The 18,465-nt window shown below is 64.2% G+C and carries 13 protein-coding genes; 5 read left to right on the top strand and 8 right to left on the bottom strand.

Annotated features, from left to right (window positions below):
• Positions 1–98: 98 nt before the first annotated feature.
• The 4 genes from nirB to cobA are packed head-to-tail and all read left to right on the top strand — an operon-like array spanning position 99 to position 6,558.
• Positions 99–2,549, top strand: coding sequence for a nitrite reductase large subunit NirB (gene nirB / locus ACX1DW_RS04275; protein ID WP_458992851.1), 2,451 nt, complete (start codon positions 99–101; stop codon positions 2,547–2,549).
• Between the two features lie 23 nt (positions 2,550–2,572).
• The gene (gene nirD, locus ACX1DW_RS04270) at positions 2,573–2,902 is read left to right on the top strand and encodes a nitrite reductase small subunit NirD (RefSeq protein ID WP_011913525.1); all 330 of its coding nucleotides are present in this window, start codon (positions 2,573–2,575) and stop codon (positions 2,900–2,902) included.
• Positions 2,903–2,945: 43 nt separating this feature from the next.
• Positions 2,946–5,795: a nitrate reductase gene (locus tag ACX1DW_RS04265; RefSeq protein ID WP_458992850.1), complete on the top strand. Its 2,850-nt coding sequence runs from the start codon at positions 2,946–2,948 to the stop codon at positions 5,793–5,795.
• 25 nt (positions 5,796–5,820) lie between these two features.
• Complete coding sequence (gene cobA, locus ACX1DW_RS04260; protein WP_458992849.1) at positions 5,821–6,558, top strand: uroporphyrinogen-III C-methyltransferase; 738 nt, start codon at positions 5,821–5,823, stop codon at positions 6,556–6,558.
• 75 nt (positions 6,559–6,633) lie between these two features.
• On the opposite strand, the gene ACX1DW_RS04255 is transcribed toward cobA, so the two are convergent.
• The 8 genes from ACX1DW_RS04255 to ACX1DW_RS04220 form a co-directional block, all read right to left on the bottom strand.
• The gene (locus ACX1DW_RS04255) at positions 6,634–8,988 is read right to left on the bottom strand and encodes an efflux RND transporter permease subunit (RefSeq protein ID WP_458992848.1); all 2,355 of its coding nucleotides are present in this window, start codon (positions 8,986–8,988) and stop codon (positions 6,634–6,636) included.
• A gap of 16 nt (positions 8,989–9,004) precedes the next feature.
• Positions 9,005–10,003 (bottom strand): WD40/YVTN/BNR-like repeat-containing protein, encoded by a 999-nt coding sequence (locus ACX1DW_RS04250; protein ID WP_125867815.1) that lies wholly within the window; start codon positions 10,001–10,003, stop codon positions 9,005–9,007.
• Positions 10,004–10,412: 409 nt separating this feature from the next.
• On the bottom strand, positions 10,413–13,073 hold the full coding sequence (gene pepN, locus ACX1DW_RS04245) for an aminopeptidase N (RefSeq protein WP_458992847.1): 2,661 nt from the start codon (positions 13,071–13,073) through the stop codon (positions 10,413–10,415).
• Between the two features lie 274 nt (positions 13,074–13,347).
• A complete protein-coding gene (locus ACX1DW_RS04240; RefSeq protein ID WP_458992846.1) occupies positions 13,348–14,187 on the bottom strand; it encodes a DUF2797 domain-containing protein in 840 nt (279 codons plus the stop codon).
• A complete protein-coding gene (locus tag ACX1DW_RS04235) occupies positions 14,187–14,465 on the bottom strand; it encodes a YeaC family protein (RefSeq protein ID WP_102840323.1) in 279 nt (92 codons plus the stop codon). The genes ACX1DW_RS04240 and ACX1DW_RS04235 overlap by 1 nt, the downstream gene beginning before the upstream one ends.
• Before the next feature lie 71 nt (positions 14,466–14,536).
• A complete protein-coding gene (locus ACX1DW_RS04230; protein WP_125867817.1) occupies positions 14,537–15,397 on the bottom strand; it encodes a rhomboid family intramembrane serine protease in 861 nt (286 codons plus the stop codon).
• Complete coding sequence (locus ACX1DW_RS04225) at positions 15,394–16,365, bottom strand: metallophosphoesterase (protein WP_253751260.1); 972 nt, start codon at positions 16,363–16,365, stop codon at positions 15,394–15,396. Before ACX1DW_RS04225 ends, ACX1DW_RS04230 begins: the two co-directional genes overlap by 4 nt.
• Positions 16,365–17,252, bottom strand: a complete 888-nt coding sequence (locus ACX1DW_RS04220) for an NAD(+) kinase (protein ID WP_063541006.1) — start codon at positions 17,250–17,252, stop codon at positions 16,365–16,367. The genes ACX1DW_RS04225 and ACX1DW_RS04220 overlap by 1 nt, the downstream gene beginning before the upstream one ends.
• Before the next feature lie 225 nt (positions 17,253–17,477).
• On the opposite strand from ACX1DW_RS04220, the gene ACX1DW_RS04215 reads away from it, so the two are divergent.
• Complete coding sequence (locus ACX1DW_RS04215; RefSeq protein ID WP_458992845.1) at positions 17,478–18,440, top strand: DUF1853 family protein; 963 nt, start codon at positions 17,478–17,480, stop codon at positions 18,438–18,440.
• Positions 18,441–18,465 lie beyond the last annotated feature (25 nt).

Here is an 18,465-nt window from a genome sequence, read left to right as displayed (position 1 = left end):
AAAGGCGTCCTCACCGGAGAACCGGTGGGACGCCTTTTTTGTTGCTGAAAAGAATTCGAGCAGGCCAGACGGCGAACCGGATGGCACGGAGAACGGGCATGAAGAAACTCAAACTGGTGATGATCGGCAACGGCATGGCCGGCGTGCGAACCCTCGAAGAGCTGCTCAAGCTGACCGACGAGCTCTACGACATCACGGTGTTCGGCGCCGAGCCGCATCCCAACTACAACCGCATCCTGCTCTCCCCCGTGCTGGCCGGCGAGCAGCAGTTCGAAGAGATCGTGCTCAACGACCTGGACTGGTACGCCGAGAACGGCATTCGCCTGATGCTCAAGCGCAAGGTGGTGAAGATCGATCGCGCCCGTCGCCGGGTCATCGCCGACGACGGCAGCGAGGCCGAATATGACCGCCTCCTTATCGCCACCGGCTCCAATCCGTTCATCCTGCCCATTCCCGGTAACGACCTTCAGGGAGTGATTGGTTACCGCGACATCGCCGATACCCAGGTGATGATGGAAACCGCCAAGACCCACAGGCACGCGGTGGTCATCGGCGGCGGCCTGCTCGGCCTGGAGGCGGCCAATGGCCTCAAGCTGCGCGGGATGGATGTGACCGTGGTGCACATCGGTGACTGGCTGATGGAGCGCCAGCTGGACAAGACCGCTGGCACCCTGCTGCAGAGCGCCCTGGAGAGCCGCGGCCTGAAGTTCCTGCTGCCAAAGCAGACAGCCGAGCTGATCGGCAACGACGAAGGCCGCGTCAAGGCCGTACGCTTCGCCGATGGCGAGGTGATTCCCGCTGACCTGGTGGTGATGGCCGCCGGCATCCGCCCCAACAGCGAGCTGGCCGAGCAGGCAGGCCTGCCTTGCAACCGCGGCATCCTGGTCAACGACACCCTGCAGACCTACGATCCGCGCATCTACGCCGTCGGCGAATGTGCCAATCATCGCGGCACCGCCTATGGCCTGGTCGCCCCGCTGTTCGAACAGGCCAAGGTCTGCGCCAACCACCTGGCCATGCTCGGCTTTTCCCGCTATCTCGGCTCGGTGACTTCGACCAAGCTCAAGGTTACCGGCATCGATCTGTTCTCGGCCGGCGATTTCATCGGCGGCGAAGGCACAGAGACCATCACCCTCTCCGACCCCATCGGCGGCGTATACAAGAAACTGGTGATCAAGGATGACGTGCTGGTCGGTGCCTGCCTCTACGGCGACACCGCCGACGGCGGCTGGTACTTCCGCCAGGTGCGCGAGGGCCAGAACGTCGCGCAGATCCGCGACCACCTGATGTTTGGCGAGGGCGCCATCGGCGATGCCGGCCATCAGGGCCAGAGCAAGGCCATGTCCATGCCGGACGACATGGAAGTCTGCGGCTGCAACGGGGTGTGCAAGGGCACCATCGTCAAGGCGATCCAGGAGCACGGGCTGTTCTCGGTGGACGAGGTGAAAAAGCACACCAAGGCCGCCAGTTCCTGTGGTTCCTGCACCGGGCTGGTCGAACAGATTCTGATCAACACCGTGGGCGGCGCGGCCGACGTCAAGCCGAAGAGCGAGAAGGCCATCTGCGGCTGCAGCGACCTCAACCATGGCCAGGTGCGCAAGGCCATTCGCGAGCACCACCTGGTCAGCATCCCGGCGGCCATGGCCTTCATGGAATGGCGCACGCCGAACGGCTGCGCCACCTGCCGTCCGGCGCTGAACTACTACCTGATCTCCACCTGGCCGGGCGAGGCCAAGGACGATCCGCAGTCACGTTTCATCAACGAGCGCGCCCACGCCAACATCCAGAAGGACGGCACCTACTCCGTGGTGCCGCGGATGTGGGGTGGCGTCACCAATGCCGCCGAGCTGCGACGCATCGCCGACGTGGCGGACAAGTACCAGGTGCCGATGGTCAAGGTCACCGGCGGCCAGCGCATCGACCTGCTGGGTATCCGCAAGGAAGACCTGCCGGGCGTCTGGAAAGACCTGGACATGCCTTCCGGCCACGCCTACGGCAAATCCATCCGCACCGTGAAGACCTGCGTCGGCAGCGAGTTCTGCCGCTTCGGCACGCAGAACTCGACGCAGATGGGCATCGACCTGGAACACGCGCTGTTCAACATGTGGTCGCCGCACAAGGTCAAGCTGGCCGTCTCCGGCTGCCCGCGCAATTGCGCCGAATCCGGCATCAAGGACGTCGGCATCATCGGTGTGGACTCCGGCTGGGAGCTGTACATCGGCGGCAACGGCGGCATCAAGACCGAGGCCGGCGAGTTCTTCGTCAAGGTGAAGAGCGCCGAGGAGGTCATGGAATACAGCCTGGCGTTCCTCCAGCTCTACCGCGAGGAAGCCTTCTACCTCGAACGCACCGTGCACTACCTGCAGCGCGTCGGCATGGATCACATCAAACAGGCCGTGCTGAACGATGCTGAGCGGCGCGAGGCGCTGCACCAGCGGCTGCTGTTCTCGCTTTCCTTCGAGCAGGACCCTTGGCAGGAGCAGCTTTCCAAGCCGCAGCTGAAGAAGGAATTCGACCGCATCGCCGTCAAGCAGCTGGAAAACGCCTGAGTACCGACCTGGAGGGACACCGCATGAACTGGCTCGATATCTGCGCACTGGATGAGATCAACCCGCTCGGCTCGCGCATCGTCGCCAGCCCCAAGGGTGACATTGCGATATTCCGCACCGCGGACGATCAGGTCTTCGCCCTCGACGATCGCTGCCCGCACAAGGGCGGGCCGCTGTCGCAGGGGATCGTCTACGGCAAGCAGGTCGCCTGCCCGCTGCACAACTGGCAGATCGATCTGGCCAGCGGCGAGGCCTTGGCCCCGGACGTCGGCTGCGCCCATCGTCACGCGGCGCGCGTCGAGAACGGGCGCGTGCAGCTTTCGCTGAACCCGCGCAAGGAATGCGCGGCCTGAACACACCGCAATTGACCAGCACCTTTTTCCAGGAGACGACGCCATGCGTATGACAACCGCCTCGACCTGCTGCTATTGCGGAGTCGGCTGTGGCGTGCTGATCGAGCACGACGGCGAGCGCATCCTCGACGTGGCTGGCGACCCCAGCCATCCGGCCAACCTTGGCAAGCTGTGCAGCAAGGGCTCGACCCTGCACCTGACCGGCGACCTGGGGGCCCGCGCGCTCTACCCTGAGCTGCGTCTGGGCAAGGGCCTGGCCCGCAGCCGCACCGACTGGGACAGCGCGCTGGAGCACGCGGCCAACGTTTTCGCCGAGACCATCCGCGAACACGGGCCGGACAGCGTCGCCTTCTATGTCTCCGGCCAGCTGCTGACCGAGGACTACTACGCCTTCAACAAACTGGCCCGCGCCCTGGTCGGTACCAACAACCTGGATTCCAACTCGCGGCTGTGCATGTCCTCGGCGGTGGTCGGCTACAAGCGCAGCCTGGGCGCAGACGCCCCACCCTGCTCCTACGAAGATATCGAGCAGGCCGACTGCCTGCTGATCGCCGGCAGCAACATGGCCTACGCGCATCCGGTGCTGTTCCGCCGGCTGGAGGAAGCCAAGGCGAAGCGGCCGGAGATGACCATCATCGTCGTCGACCCGCGGCGCACCGACACCAGCGAACTGGCCGATCTGCACCTACCGATCCTGCCCGGCACCGATGTCGCACTGTTCCACGGGCTGCTGCATATCCTCATGTGGGAAGGCTGGATCGACCGCCGCTTCATTGACGCCCATACCGAAGGCTTCGATGCGCTGAAAAGCCTGGTGCGCGATTACACCCCGGCGATGGTCGCCGACCTCTGCGGCATCAGCGTCGACGACCTGCAGAGCTGCGCACGGCTGATTGGAAAACCCAGGGCGCGCAGGAGCGTCGCGAGCGAAGGGGCGGCAAGGCAAAAAACGGCGAGGGAGCGGAGTTTACATGCAGTAAATGAGCATCCCGAGCCGGTTTTTAACGCGGCTGCACCGAGTGCAGCAGCTCCTGCGCGTCATGGGGCGCCGAGCTTTCTAAGCCTGTGGTGCATGGGTCTGAATCAGTCTACCGCCGGCAGCGCGAAGAACAGCGCGCTGATCAACCTGCACCTGGCCACCGGACAAATCGGCAAGCCGGGCGCCGGGCCCTTCTCGCTCACCGGTCAACCGAACGCCATGGGCGGCCGCGAAACCGGCAGCCTGTCCAACCTGTTGCCCGGCCACCGCGACGCGGCCAATGCCGAACACCGTGCAGAAGTGGCGGCCTACTGGGGTGTCGAGCAGCTGCCCGAACAGCCTGGATTGCCCGCCATTGGGCTGTTAGAGGCGGTGCGTGCAGGCAAGATCAAGGCGCTGTGGATCGCCTGTACCAACCCGGCGCAGTCGCTGCCGGACCAACAGAACGTCCATGAGGCCCTGGCCACCTGCCCCTTCGTCGTGGTGCAGGAAGCCTTCTTCACCACCGAGACCTGCCGCCACGCCGACCTTCTGCTGCCGGCCGCGAGCTGGGGCGAGAAGGAAGGCACGGTGACCAACTCCGAGCGCCGCATCAGCCATGTACGTCGCGCCGTGCCGGCGCCCGGCGAAGCCCGCGCGGACTGGGCGATCACCTGCGATTTCGCCCGACGGCTGGAACGTCACCTGCGCCCCGGCGCGCCGAGCCTGTTCGCGTTCGAGAATGCCGAGGCGCTGTTCGAGGAGTACAAGCCGCTCACCGCCGCCCGCGATCTGGACTACAGCGGCCTGAGCTATGAGCTGATCGACACCCTCGGTCCGCAGCAGTGGCCATTTCCACCGGGCAGCCAACAGGGCACCGCGCGGCTATATGGCGACGGTGTGTTTCCCACTGCCAATGATCGTGCGCGCTTTATCGCCGAGCACTACCAGGCGCCAAAGGAAAAGCGCGAGGCGCGCTACCCGCTGACGCTCAATACCGGCCGGCTGCGAGACCAGTGGCACGGCATGAGCCGCACCGGCACTGCGGCGCGGCTGTTCGGCCATGTCGAGGAAGCACTGCTTGGCATGAACGCCGAGGACATGCGTCGCCGGCGACTGCTGGACGGCCAGCTGGTGAAGGTGAAGAGCCGGCGCGGCAGCCTGATCCTGCCGGTGCAGAAGGATGACAGCCTGCGCGCCGGCCAGGCGTTCCTGCCGATGCACTGGGGCGATCGCTTTCTCAAGGGGCTGGGCAGCAACGTTCTGACCCTGGCCAGTGTCGACCCTTTGTCGAAGCAGCCGGAACTCAAGCACGCTGGCATCGAAGTCGAACAGGTCGAACTGCCGTGGCAGTTCTTCGCGCTAGTCGAAGGTGATGTGCAGCGACGCTTCGAGGCGCTGCGGCCATTGTTCGAAACGTTCGACTACGCCAGCTTCAGCCTCGGCGGTCGCGAGCGTTCGGCGCTGCTGATCCGCGGCGCCCGAGATGCGGCGCCAACGGCCGTCGAGCTGGATGCCATCGACCACCTGCTCGGCCTCGATGAAGGTCCGGTGCTGGCCTATGACGATCCCCGCCGTGCTGTCGGCAAGCGCGTACGCATCGAGGACGGCCGTATCGTCGCCCTGCGCCTGGCCGGCGAAACCGCCGCCCGGCAGTGGCTGCGCGGGCTCTGGGAAAGCGGCAGTGCGGACGCCGAACTGCGCCGCTGGCTGCTGGCGCCGCTCAGTGCGCCGCCTGGCGGCGCGACGATCAATACCGACCGCACCCTGTGCAATTGCATGAACGTCAGCCAGAGCAGGGTCCGTGCAGGCATCGAGCGCGGTCTCGATCTGACTGGCCTCAAGCAGGAACTCGGTTGCGGCACCAGCTGTGGCTCCTGCGTTCCCGAAATCAAGCGTCTGCTGGCCAGCCAGCCGGAACGCGCACTTCTCTGATACCACCCAAGACGAGGATTTCCCTATGAGCGCAAAAGTCTGGCTGGTAGGCGCCGGCCCCGGCGACCCGGAACTGCTGACCCTCAAGGCCGTGCGCGCGCTGGGCGAGGCACAGGTGGTGATGATCGATGACCTGGTCAATCCCGCCGTGCTCGAACACTGCCCGAACGCTCGCATCATCCCCGTGGGCAAGCGCGGCGGCTGCCGTTCCACGCCGCAGGCCTTCATCCACCGGCTGATGCTGCGCTACGCCCGCCAGGGCAAGTGCGTGGTGCGCCTCAAGGGTGGCGATCCGTGCATCTTCGGTCGCGGTGGCGAAGAGGCCGAATGGCTGTCGGCACGCGGCATCGAGGTCGAACTGGTCAACGGCATCACCGCCGGCCTGGCCGGCGCCACGCAATGCGGCATCTCGCTGACCCAGCGCGGCGTGGCCCGCGGCGTCACCCTGGTCACGGCGCACACGCTCGACGACAGCAGCCCGGAATGGCAGGCGTTGGCCAAAAGCGGCACCACGCTGGTGGTGTACATGGGGGTCAGCAAGCTGGAGCAGGTACAGGTCGGGCTGCTGGAAGGCGGCCTTGCCGCTTCAACGCCAGTGGCGATGATCGAGAACGCTTCGCTGCCGCAGCAACGCGAATGCCATTCGAGCCTCGCGGACATGTGCCGAGATGCCCTGACCTTCAAGCTGAAGAGCCCGGCGATCCTGGTGATTGGCGAAGTCGCCGCGCAGGCTGCGTTCCAGGCGATAAGCCAGAGCGCCTGAGCGTAGCTGTCATGCGTAAGAAACCCATAAAAAAACCGCGGCCCCAGGGCCGCGGTTTTCGTTACGGCGTGATCATCACGCCTTCTGACGCAGCTTCTCCGGTTTGATCAGGAAGCGAGCCAGAGCCGGCAGCAGCCAGATCGCGCCGACCATGTTCCAGAGGAACATGAAGGTCAGCATAAGGCCCATGTCGGCTTGGAACTTGATCGCCGAGAACACCCAGGTCACCACACCGATCGCCAGGCAGATGCCGGTGAAGATCACCGCCTTGCCGGTGGATTTCAGCGTCTGGTAGTAGGCTTCCTGCAGGGTCATCCCCTGACGCAGGAAGGTCTCCAGGCGGCTGTAGATGTAGATCCCGTAGTCCACACCGATGCCCACACCCAGCGCGATCACCGGTAGCGTGGCGACCTTCACCCCGATGCCCATGAAGGCCATCAGCGCGTTGCCGAGGATCGAAGTCAACACCAGCGGCAGGATCACGCAAAGCGTGGCCGCCAGCGAGCGGAAGGTCAGCAGGCACATGATGCTCACCGCAAGGTAGACGGCAATCAGCATGGTGGTTTCCGACGCGGCGATGACCTCGTTGGTAGCCGCCTCGATACCGGCGTTGCCCGCTGCAAGCACGAACTCCAGGCCCTCGCGGTTGTTTTCCTCGGCAAAATCCTTGGCCGCGGCGACCACATGTTCCAGCGTCTCGGCCTTGTGGTCGTTGAGGAACACCAGTACCGGCGCCAGCGAGCAGTCGCTGTTGTACATGCCTTCGGCGCGGGCGATGGAGTTGTTCAGCACGTGCTGGTTACGCGACAGCGTTTCCCATTTCAGGCTGCCCTCGTTCATGCCCTTGATGCCCTGGCGCGCCACCGACACCATCGACACCGCCGACTGCACGCCCTCGGTGTTCTGCATCTTCCACATCAGCTCGTCCATGGCGGCGAGCGTGTCGTAGTGGGAGCAGCCTTCTGGCGCGGTCTTGACCATCACCACCAACACGTCGGAGCTGGTCGAGTAGTTGCGGATGACGAAGTCGTTGTCCAGGTTGTAGCGCGAGTCCGGATGCAGCTCCGGTGCGCCCTGATCGAGGTCGCCGATCTTCAGGTTCTGTCCGTACCAGAGACCACCAACCAGGGCGACCACGGCAATGGTGATGGAAATCGGCGCCACTTTCGGGCTGGCGAAGTTCGACAGCGCGCGCCAGAAAGGATGATCGCGCGAGGCCTCTTCGCGGGCCTGCTTGATCGCCTTCTGGCTGATCCCCATGTAGGAGATCGCCACTGGCAGCAGGATCAGGTTGGTCAGGATGATCACCGCCACACCCAGCGAAGCGCCGATGGCCAGCTCGCGGATCACACCGATGTCGATCAGCAGAAGGGTGACGAAACCCACCGCATCGGACAGCAACGCCACCATTCCCGGAATGAAAAGCTGGCGGAACGCCATGCGTGCTGCCGTCACCGGATCTTCGGTATAGCCCGAAGCCATGGCTATCCCGTTGATCTTCTGCACGCCGTGGGAAATACCGATGGCGAATACCAGGAACGGCACCAGCATCGAATAGGGGTCTAGCCCGAAGCCGAGGGTATGCAGCAGGCCGAGCTGCCAGACCACCGCGATCAGCGTCGTGATCAGCACCGCGATGGTGCTCTTCAGGCAACGGGTGAACCACAGCAGCAGCACGAAGGTGATACCGATGGCGACGATGAAGAACAGCGCCACACCGACCAGCCCGTCAATCAGGTCACCGACCTTCTTGGCGAAGCCGATGATGTGCACCTTCACGTTCGGATTCTGCGCCTGGTACTTCTCGCGAATCTTTTCTTCCAGCTCGTGGGAGAACTTCTGGTAATCCAGCTTGATCTGCCGGCTCTGGTCTTCCGGGTCCGGGTAGGACTCCAGCAGCGGCACATCGATGATGCTCGACTTGAAGTTGTTCGCCACCAGACGGCCGATTTGGCCGGACTTGAGGATGTTGTCGCGAAGGTCATCCAGGCTTTCGGGCGAGCCGTCGTAGGTCTGCGGGATCACTTCGCCGCCAGCGAAGCCCTCCTCGGTAACCTCGGTCCAGCGCACGCTCGGGCTCCACAACGACTTCATGTTCGAGCGGTCGACGCCGTGGATGTAGAACACCTCGTCATGGATCTGCCGCAGCGTCTCCATGTACTCCTTGGAGAAGATGTCGCCCTCCACCGCTTCCACCGAAATCCGCACGGTGTTGCCGAGGTTGGCCAGGTCGTTCTGGTGCTCGAGCATCTTCTGGATGTACGGATGCCCCAGCGGAATCATCTTCTCGAAGCTGGTCTGCGGCCGAACCTGGGCCGCCTGATAAAACAGGAACGCGCTGATCAGCAGGCAGAGTACGACGACTGCCGGCCGGTTATTGAATATCAGGCGTTCGAGAAACGACGCCGGCTTCTGTTGGTGCTTGGTCATGCAGACTCTCCCGGCTTTATTGTTTTGGGGCCAGATCCGCGCCCGATGGCGAGGCGATGCGAACACCACCCTGCCCTACCAGGATCAGGTTGCCTTGGGAATCGGAGGTGACGCCCGACAGCGAACGGCGGTCGGGACGATTGAACAGTTTGAAGCTACGGCCCTGATCGTCGCTGGTGAGCACGGCGCCGCCATGGCCGACCACCACGATGCGCCCGTCGCGCAGCAGATTGCCGTCGGCCAGCCCGGACTCCAGCACATTGCCATTACCGTTGCTGAGCTCGATGCCTTCCCAGTTGTCACCGAAATCGACGGAACGGAACAGGTGGCCGCGCAGACCGAAGGCAACCACAACCCCCGGCTCCGAACCACTGACCACCCCGAAGAACGAACCCTGATACGGCGATTCGACGCGCTCCCAGGTTTCGCCGAGATCGGAGGAACGGAACATGCCGCCCAGTTCGCCAACCACGAACAGGCCCGAGCCCTGGATATGGGCGATGGCGTTCAGGTGGTAACCGTCCTCGTTGTCGAGGCGCTCGCTGATGTCCTCCCAGCTCTGCCCGCCATCGATGGTTTCGAGCAGCGCGCCGTAGGCGCCTACCGCGATGCCGTGCTGGGTGTCTTCGAACCAGACGTCCAGCAAGGGGGCTTCGCGTTCGCGATCCTCGTACTGCACCGTCCAGCTCTCACCGCCGTCGGCGGTAGCCAGGATCAGCGCGTCGTGGCCCACCGCCCAGCCGTGCTTGTCGTCGACGAAGTCGATAGCGGTCAACAGCTGACGCGTCGGCACCTTGGCCTGCGTCCAGCTGGCGCCGTCGTCATCGGAATAGAGAATGTGGCCCCGATCGCCCGCGGCAACGAGGCGTTCACCAGCCTGGGCGATGTCGAGCAGAAGATTGGATACGGCTTTCGCCGACTCGATGGAGTAGCGGGTCTGGCCATCGGTAGCGGCCTGGACTGGTGCCGCTGCTGCCAGCAACAGGAGCGAAACGGCGCCGCACAGTGAAAGCATGCCGGCAACCGATGAGTGAAGACGCGACGCCCTCGCCTGGCTTGGAACCTCGGCGCGGCCGGATAGTGTGCGCCGCTGAACGGGCTCACTCATACATACCCCCTTTATTCTTATTAGGTAAGGCCTGAGATACAGGCGCAGCCATCCTAGCCAGCTTCCGCGGGCAGGCACAATTGGCCGGACGTTATGAATTGTTAACTCTCACGCAATGATTGACGCATGATCAGCCAGGCTGATTGGGCCAGTGGCCAGTATGACCAGCCGCCTCGTTCGCACGTGCAGTGACGATCCGACGCAAGGCGCCAGTGGATGGTCACGATACGCAGGAAGGCTTGTTCTTCTGGATAGCGCCTGGAACAGGCTCTCGTGAAAGAAAGGCCGATCGCATTGCACGATCGGCCTTGTCGAATCAGGCGAGGCTCTTGCTCACCACTTCGTAGACATCGCTGGACAGCTCTCCGGATGCAAGGATGCGCTCCAGCTCGCCCTTCATCAGCGCCTGGCGGGCGCTGTCGTATTTGCGCCAGCGGGTCAGCGGTGCCAGCAGGCGCGAGGCGATCTGCGGGTTCAGCGCGTTGAGGGTGATGACCTGGTCGGCGAGGAAGCGGTAGCCGGCGCCATCGGCGCGGTGGAAATTGACCAGGTTCTGGTTGGCGAAGGCGCCGATCAATGCACGCACCTTGTTCGGGTTCTTCAGGGTGAACGCCGGGTGCTGCATCAGCTGCTGCACCCGCTCCAGCCCACCGGGCATCGGGTTGCCGGCCTGCACGCTGAACCACTGATCCATGACCAGCGGGTTGTCCTTGAAGTGCTCGGCGAACGTCTGCAGCGCCTTGTCGCGCTCGGCCTCGAACGGCGAGTTGACCAGCACGGCCAGTGCGGTCAGCCGCTCGGTCATGTTGTCAGCATGCTCGAACTGCTCCAGGCAGGCTTCGAGCACCTCGGTCTTCTCGCTCAGCATCAGGTAGGACAGCGCGATGTTCTGCAGGGCGCGGCGCGCGAAATGTTCGGCGGAGGCGACATAGGCCGTGTTGCGGGAGGTCTCGCGGTTGGCCTGGTAGCGCTGCCACAGCGGCTCGAACAGCGCGTCGGCGATGCGCTTGCGGGCGAACTCACGGGCGGCATGGATGGCGTCCACGTCCGCCACTTCGCTGATCTCGGTGAGGTAGGCTTCGCCCGGCAGCGAGAGCATCTCGGCAACCATCGCCGCATCCAGCTCATCGTTCTGCAGCACGGTACGCAGCGCGGAAATCAGACGCTCGTCCATCTTCAGCGCTTCACCGCGCTGATGCTGACCGATCAGCTCCTGCAGCACCTGCACCGACAACTGCTGACCCGCTTCCCAGCGATTGAAGCCGTCGGAGTCGTGCTGCATGAGGAACATCAGCTGGTCACGGTTGTACGGATAGTCCAGCTTCACCGGTGCGGAGAAGCCACGCAGCAGCGATGGCTGCGGACGCTCGGCGACGTTGACGAAGGTGAAGGTCTGCTCGGCTTCGGTCACCGCCAGCACGCGGCTGGTCCCAACGGCGGTGACTTCACCGTCCAGACGCAGCGGCATGTCCGAACCATCGGCGGCAAGCAGGCCCAGCGCCACCGGGATCACGAACGGCTCCTTGGTCGGCTGGCCCGGTGTCGGCGGACAACTCTGGCGGAAGGTCAGGCGGTAGGTCTTCGCCGCCTCGTCGTATTGCTCGCTGACGGCCAGGCGCGGCGTGCCGGACTGGCTGTACCAGCGCTTGAACTGGGTCAGATTGGCACCGTTGGCGTCTTCCATGGCTTTGACGAAATCGTCGACCGTCACCGCCTGGCCGTCATGGCGTTCGAAATAGAGGTCGCTGCCCTTGCGGAAGCCTTCTTCACCCAGCAGCGTCTGGATCATTCGTACCACTTCGGCACCCTTCTCGTAGACGGTCAGAGTGTAGAAGTTGGAAATCTCGATAAAGGATTCCGGGCGCACCGAGTGCGCCATGGGGCCGGCATCCTCGGCGAACTGGTGAGTCCGCAGGTAGGCGACATCCTCGATGCGCTTGACCGTCGCCGAGTTCATGTCGGCGCTGAACTGCGAATCGCGGAAGACGGTGAAGCCTTCCTTGAGCGACAGCTGGAACCAGTCGCGACAGGTCACGCGATTGCCCGACCAGTTGTGGAAGTATTCGTGGGCGACGATGGCCTCGACGCGCTGGTGTGCGGCATCGGTCGCGGTTTCGGCGCGGGCCAGCACGGCGCTGGAGTTGAAGATATTGAGGCCCTTGTTCTCCATGGCGCCCATGTTGAAATCGTTGACCGCGACGATCATGAAGATGTCCAGGTCGTACTCGCGACCATAGGCCTCTTCGTCCCACTTCATCGACTTCTTCAGGCTGTCCATGGCGTGCTGGCACTTGTCGATATTTTCCGGCTCGACGTAGATGCGCAGCGCCACGTTGCGCCCGCTCATGGTGGTGAAGCTGTCTTCGACGCACCAGAGGTCACCGGCCACCAGGGCGAACAGATAGGCCGGCTTCTTGAACGGGTCTTCCCAGGTCGCCCAGTGGCGGCCGTTTTCCTCGCTGCCGCTGGCGATCGGGTTGCCGTTGGAGAGCAGCACCGGGTAGGCCTTCTGCTCGGCACTGACGGTTGTGGTGAATTTGCTCATCACGTCCGGGCGGTCGAGGTAGTAGGTGATCTTGCGGAAGCCCTCGGCCTCGCACTGGGTGCAGAACATGCTGCCGGACTTGTACAGCCCTTCCAGCGCGGTGTTGCTTTCCGGATGGATCACCACCGAGCTGTCGATGACGAAGCTGTCGCTGTCCGGCTGCAGGGTCAGGCAGTCTTCGCTGATCTGGTAGTCGCCCAGGCCAAGCTCGCGGTCGTTCAGCGCAATGGACAGCAGCTCGAGCTCCTGGCCGTGCAGCTCCAGCGGCGGCAGCTTGCCGGCCGGACGCTCGGGATTGCGGCGCATCACCAGCTGGGCGTGCACCAGGGTGCGATCCTCGTACAGCTCGAAGGTCAGGTGGGTTTCATCGATCAGGTACTCGGGGGCCTGGTAATCCTTCAGATGAATGACTTTCGGTTGTTCTGTACGCATGGAAACCTCGTCGGCTGAGCTTCAAGCAACTAGCTTCAAGCGAAATGTGCGATGGATTGCAGCCCCTACGGGCTGCGGATGAGTTCGAGCTTAGCGCCTGTCGCTGCGGACTTGTAGGGTGGAAAACGGCGCAGCCTTTTCCACGCGATTGCCCCGGCGGCTCATCCTTGAGCCGGCAACCCTTAGCTCCGTAGAGTGGTGTCGCTTCTTACATCCACCGTATGCACTCACTGTGTCCTGCCCTGCGGTGGACAAGGCTGCGCCGTTGTCCACCCTACGCAGCGGCGCTGGCGGCGACCTGATAGGCGGTGAACTTGCGGATGTTGATCACGCCGGTATCGAGGATCAGGTATTGACCCTTGATGCCCAGCAGCGTGCCCTCGACCACCGGCGTCTTGTCCAGATCGAGACTGACGACCTTGGTCGGGTAGGCCTTCACGGGATAACGGATCTCCACCACCTCGGCATCGGCGACCGGCTGGATCGCCTGCAGGCCGTAGCGCTGCTGCAGACCCTGCAGCCCGGCGGCGCAGGCATCGAAGATCCGCTCGCGCATCTCGATCAGGTCGATGGGCTCGGCGTCGCCCTTGAGCAGCGCGCGCCAGTTGGTGCGATCGGCGACCTGGCTGCGTAGCAGGTCTTCGACCATGCCCGATTGCTGACGGGTGGCGACCCGCATGATCGGCAGCGCCTGGCTCGCACCCTGGTCGAGCCAGCGGGTCGGCAGCTGGGTGGCGCGGGTGATGCCGACCTTGATGCCCGACGAGTTGGCCAGGTAGACCACATGGTCGGTCATGCAGAAGTCCATGCCCCATTGCGGATCACGGCAGGTGCCGAAGTCGTGGTGGCATTTTTCCGGGCTCATGATGCAGACGTCGCATTGCGGCAGCTTCTTGAAGCAGGGATAGCAGTAGCCCTGGCTGAAGCTCTTGTTGGTCTTGCGCCCGCAGTGGATGCAGTGGATGGCACCCAGGTATTCCAGCCGAACCTGCCGACCGATCAGCGGGTTGACCGGCACCAGCCCTTCGCCGAGGCGAAAGGCGTACTGCACAGGCACGCCCGATTCGAGCTGAACCGACATCTTCTCCAGCGCGCCACGTCCGAGCTCCAGCATCAGTGGCGGGTTCCGGAAGCCGGTGCGAACAGGCTGGTGTCGATGGAGGCCTCGGCCTTCTTGCTCTTGGAGCCGCATTCCTGGCCACCCATGTAGCCGGTGCGCTCTTCCTCGGGAAGATTCTTCATCTCCCAGGCGATCACCGCCTGCATGCAGGTTTCCTTCTGCTCGGGGGTCAGCTTGCGGCCGTCAGCCCATTTGCCCAGTTCGAGGGCCTGCTTGAGGCTCGCGTAGATTTCGGGGGTGATGTTTTCGGCAGTTTGGATAAAGGTCGACATGGCCAGCTCCGGGGGAAACGAGCGGCCATTCTACCGGGCTGTCGCGCTTTAGGGAAAAGCGCGACAGCCCGCTATCGGCGCCGCGCCAGCGTGCCGCCAATCACACCGGTCAGGCAGCCGGCGACCAGCCCGCCGACGTGCGCCGCGTTGGCGATCGCCAGCGCGCCGAAGCTGAGCACCTCGATGACGCCGGTCAGGCAGATCACCAGCCATACCAACATCAGCACCACGACGCCGGGCGGCAGCCGGTAGGCCTCGTTCGGTGCGAGCTTCTGATACAGCCAGCAATGACCGAGCAGACCGTAGAGCACACCGGACAGACCACCGAAGATGCCCGGCCCACCGAACAGATACTGGGCGAAGTTGGATACCAGACCGAACAGCACGGTCAGTGCCAGCAGCATCCAAGCACGCTGACGTGCTTCGATACGCCGCCCCAGCTCCCAGTACCACATGCTGTTCATGGCCAGATGAAGAATGCCGAAGTGCACGAAGATCGGCGTGATCAGTCGCCACCACTGGCCGGCCGCGAGACTCTGCTCCAGCGTGGCGAAGTAGGCATACTCGCCGTCGATGCGAAAGTCGACGAAGTTCAACCAGCGGATCGTGGCAAAGTTCTCGCCGAGCAGGGTGATCCCGGCAACCACGAGAGTGATCAGCAGCATCGCCGCGGTAAGCGGGCTGGCGCGCAAGGCGGCGACGAAACCGCCGCGCCGCCGGGGCTGCTCGGCCACCACGCTGTCGTCTCCATGCGGGTATCGCGAATACAGGTCGCGCACCTGCTCGACCACCTCGCTCGGTACCCGCAGCACCTGCTGATCGCCCTCTTCCGAAACCCGGCAAGGCACGCGCAGGCGGCGCAGCAGCGCGATGAACCCGCTGAGGTCTTCCGACAGCGGCAGGCGCAGCGCTTCGCTCACCGCGACACTCATGGACGGAACACCGCGCAGACCTCGACCCAGGCGAACTTCGCCGGGTCCAGGCGCGTTTCCTGGTCCAGCCGATAGGCCACCAGCTTGCCGTTCTTCACCGCACTGTAGTCCAGGCAGGCCAGGTTGCCGCGCAGCGGCCCCGGCTGGCCGCGGCGCCAGTAATGGCCGACGAACAGCAGCGGCTCGTCCGGCCCGTAAAGGAACAGCCGATTCTTCTGTTGCGGCGACAGCGGCAGGCGCGCCGCATGCTCCGGCAGGCCATCGGGCTGGAATACCACGTCACCGTAGGTCTGCGGGTTCTCTTCCCAGAACTTGGTGCGGAAGAAGGTGCGCACGAAGCCTTCCTCACTGGTCAGCGTCATGCCCTCGGGCAGCGGCATGTCGGTGCCGCGCAGCAGCCGATCCAGCGCCTGGCAGATGAAGGTACCCGGCAGCCCGGCCTCGCGCAGGAGCGCCGGGTTGATCCGGCCATCGTCGAGCAGCGGGCGCAGGCGCGCGATCACGCTGCTGTCCCAGCAGGCATGCACCACTCGGAAACGTTCGGTTTCCAGGAACAGCGGCAACTCGTAGAACCAGTCGCGGAAGGCCTGCCACTCGTCCGGATAGTGTTCGAACTGCTCGAACGTCTCCTGCAGCAGGCGTGCGAAACGCGGCGAGTGCGCACGCACGAATTCCCGGCCACTTCCCGGCGGCGCGGGCATGTACCAGCCCAGCGCGTTGAACTCGTGGTTGCCCATGATGCAGTGCGCCTGGCCGTGCTCGACCATCCCATGAACCAGATGCAGCGCCTCGCGAATATGCGGACCGCGGTCGATGATGTCGCCGAGGAAGATCACCTGCCGGCGTGAATGTCGCCAGACTCCGCCCTGCTGACGGTAGCCCAGCTGATCCAGCAGCCGCGCCAGTGCATGGCCACAGCCGTGGATGTCGCCGATCAGGTCGTAGCCACGCTCGGGATCAAGCTGCATCAATCGCCTCCGCCGAGGCGACTGCCCCAGCCCAGCTTGGTCCGGCACACTTCGTAGTAGTTGTGATCCAGCGGATGGATCAGGTGCAGCTTCTGCGGCTTCTTGCGTACGGTCACGGTGTCACCGGGCGCACAGGTGAAATGGTTCTGGCCGTCGCAGGACACCTGCGGATAGATCTGCATGTTCGGCGACACCACGATCTTCAGCTCGCTGTTGCCGTCGACCACGATCGGCCGGCTGGACAGCGTGTGCGGGTACATCGGCACGATGACGATGGCGTCCAGGCGCGGGTGCATGATCGGCCCGCCGGCGGAAAGCGAATAGGCGGTGGAGCCCGTCGGGGTCGCCACGATCAGGCCGTCGGCCTTCTGGCTGCAGACGAACTGGCCGTCGATGTACAGCTCGAACTCGATCATGCGCGTGGATTTTCCCGGATGCAGCACCACGTCGTTGAGCGCGTCGCCCTCGCCGATCGGCTCATCGAAGCGGCGCGCCTGGGCTTCCAGCAAAAAGCGGTTTTCCAGGGTGTACTGGCCGTTGAGCACCTCGGCGACCTTCTCTTCCAGCTCGTCCGGGCGGATGTCGGTGAGAAAGCCGAGGCTGCCGCGGTTGATACCCAGCACCGGCACCCGATGCTTGGCCATTGCCCGCGCAGCGCCGAGCAGGCTGCCGTCACCGCCGACCACGATCACCAGATCACAGGATTCACCCAGCCGCTGCCGTGACGAGGTCTGCATGCCATGCCCAGGCAGGACCTCGGCGATGTTCTCCTCCAGGATCACATGCAGATGGCGCTCGACGAGAAATCGCTTCAGCCGGCGGATGGTATCCAGCACCTGGGAGCTACCCAGGCGGCCGATGATGCCGATATTGCGGAATTGCTCCATTGACGCTCCCTGGTGTGGCTGGGCGGATGGTTGCGGGTGTCGCAACGCCCGAAAGTTAACATGCGACGCGCCGGCGAGGCAGCCGGCCTGGGCGTGACGTGCCAGCAGATGCGCTCGAAGGTTCGCTGACAGCCGTTAGAGCTGTGGAGCGGCGCCTGTGTTCAGCGGCAGCGGATTATCGGCGAAACGTCGAACCGGCGGCAAACCGACGGCTATGCTGCTGACATGAACCCGATCAGTCTTGCCGAGCTGTCCAGCCTGCTTCGCCATCCACAGGTGCGCGATCTCGCCTGGACGCTGCTGTCGCCAGCATTGCTGAGCGAAGCGCCGCTGCGCCAGCGCCATCCTCTAACTGCGAGCCGCTGGCATCGCGAACCCGAGCTGCTGGCCGCCTGGCTGCTGAGCCAGGATGCCGAACCATCGATGCTCGAGGCCTGGCTGTCGCAGCGCAGCAATCGCCGCCTGGGTCTGTACTACGAGCGTCTCTGGCAGTACGCGCTTTGCCAGGCACCCGATATCCAGCTGCTTGCGGCCAACCTGCCGATCCGCCAGAACGGCAGCACCCTCGGCGAGCTGGACCTGCTGTTCTGCGATGATCAGGGCGTGCACCATCTGGAGCTGGCGATAAAGCTCTATCTGGGCTTCGGCCCCGGCGACGGCAGCCAGCACGCCCACTGGCTCGGTCCGGGCAATCATGACCGCCTGGATCTCAAGCTCGCCCATCTGTGCCAGCACCAGCTGCCCCTGTGCAACCAGCCGGCGACACAGGCCGTGCTCGCCGAACTCACCGGGCGCGAGGTACAGAGCAGCTTCTGGCTCAGCGGTTACCTGTTCCAGCCCTGGCCACAGGGTTACGCCCTGCCTCATGGAGCCAATCCTCGACATCTGCGCGGTCGCTGGCTGCGTCAGTCCGACTGGCCTGGCTATCAGGCTGCGATGCCCGACACCGTCTGGCAACCGCTGCCCCGCGCGGCCTGGCTGGCCGCAGCACGCATCGCGCACAGCGAGCTGTGGAGCGTCAGCCGCCTTGCCGAATGGCTGGCGGGCCATCCGGCCCGAACGCGGGCGCAGCTGATGGTGCGTCTCGAACCTGACGCATCCGGCGACTGGCTGGAGCAGGAACGGCTGTTCCTCGTGGCGGACGACTGGCCACACAATGGCGAAGCGACACGCGCGTCATCGGCCTGACACAATCGCCGGCTAGAATTTTCGC

It is taken from the genome of Stutzerimonas sp. KH-1, assembly GCF_054483855.1.
This window is presented reverse-complemented; position numbering and strand designations above follow the sequence as displayed.

What these genes read in the sequence shown, in the direction of transcription:
- ACX1DW_RS04240 (WP_458992846.1), bottom strand. Translation starts at nt 14,187, where the DNA reads ATGCTGGAGCTCGGACGTGGCGCGCTGGAGAAGATGTCGGTTCAGCTC.
- ACX1DW_RS04225 (WP_253751260.1), bottom strand. Translation starts at nt 16,365, where the DNA reads ATGCAGCTTGATCCCGAGCGTGGCTACGACCTGATCGGCGACATCCAC.
- ACX1DW_RS04235 (WP_102840323.1), bottom strand. Translation starts at nt 14,465, where the DNA reads ATGTCGACCTTTATCCAAACTGCCGAAAACATCACCCCCGAAATCTAC.
- ACX1DW_RS04215 (WP_458992845.1), top strand. Translation starts at nt 17,478, where the DNA reads ATGAACCCGATCAGTCTTGCCGAGCTGTCCAGCCTGCTTCGCCATCCA.
- cobA (WP_458992849.1), top strand. Translation starts at nt 5,821, where the DNA reads ATGAGCGCAAAAGTCTGGCTGGTAGGCGCCGGCCCCGGCGACCCGGAA.
- ACX1DW_RS04250 (WP_125867815.1), bottom strand. Translation starts at nt 10,003, where the DNA reads ATGCTTTCACTGTGCGGCGCCGTTTCGCTCCTGTTGCTGGCAGCAGCG.
- ACX1DW_RS04265 (WP_458992850.1), top strand. Translation starts at nt 2,946, where the DNA reads ATGCGTATGACAACCGCCTCGACCTGCTGCTATTGCGGAGTCGGCTGT.
- ACX1DW_RS04255 (WP_458992848.1), bottom strand. Translation starts at nt 8,988, where the DNA reads ATGACCAAGCACCAACAGAAGCCGGCGTCGTTTCTCGAACGCCTGATA.
- ACX1DW_RS04220 (WP_063541006.1), bottom strand. Translation starts at nt 17,252, where the DNA reads ATGGAGCAATTCCGCAATATCGGCATCATCGGCCGCCTGGGTAGCTCC.
- nirD (WP_011913525.1), top strand. Translation starts at nt 2,573, where the DNA reads ATGAACTGGCTCGATATCTGCGCACTGGATGAGATCAACCCGCTCGGC.
- ACX1DW_RS04230 (WP_125867817.1), bottom strand. Translation starts at nt 15,397, where the DNA reads ATGAGTGTCGCGGTGAGCGAAGCGCTGCGCCTGCCGCTGTCGGAAGAC.
- nirB (WP_458992851.1), top strand. Translation starts at nt 99, where the DNA reads ATGAAGAAACTCAAACTGGTGATGATCGGCAACGGCATGGCCGGCGTG.
- pepN (WP_458992847.1), bottom strand. Translation starts at nt 13,073, where the DNA reads ATGCGTACAGAACAACCGAAAGTCATTCATCTGAAGGATTACCAGGCC.